This window comes from Chryseobacterium phosphatilyticum (assembly GCF_002899825.2).
In the GTDB taxonomy this organism is placed as follows: Bacteria; Bacteroidota; Bacteroidia; order Flavobacteriales; family Weeksellaceae; genus Chryseobacterium; species Chryseobacterium phosphatilyticum.
Genome location: NZ_PPED02000113.1, coordinates 1 through 442, shown reverse-complemented (window position 1 = coordinate 442; position 442 = coordinate 1). Strand labels below are relative to the sequence as shown.

The window sequence follows — 442 nt, the reverse complement described above, 5'->3', positions numbered from 1 at the left end:
GACTACCCGGGTATCTAATCCTGTTTGCTCCCCACGCTTTCGTGCCTCAGCGTCAGTTAAAGCCCAGTAAGCCGCCTTCGCCACTGGTGTTCCTCCTAATATCTACGCATTTCACCGCTACACTAGGAATTCCGCTTACCTCTACTTCACTCAAGAACCACAGTTTCAAATGCAGTTTATGGGTTAAGCCCATAGTTTTCACATCTGACTTGCGATCCCGCCTACGCTCCCTTTACACCCAGTAATTCCGGACAACGCTCGCTCCCTACGTATTACCGCGGCTGCTGGCACGTAGTTAGCCGGAGCTTCCTCCTTGGGTACCGTCATTTTTCGTCCCCAAAGACAGAGGTTTACAATCCTAAAACCTTCTTCCCTCACGCGGCATCGCTGCATCAGAGTTTCCTCCATTGTGCAATATTCCCCACTGCTGCCCCCCCGTAGG

The 442-nt window shown here is 52.0% G+C and carries 1 rRNA gene; it reads right to left on the bottom strand.

Features of this window, described 5'->3' with window-relative positions:
* A 16S ribosomal RNA gene (locus tag C1631_RS23730) occupies positions 1 to 442 on the bottom strand; the annotation flags it as partial.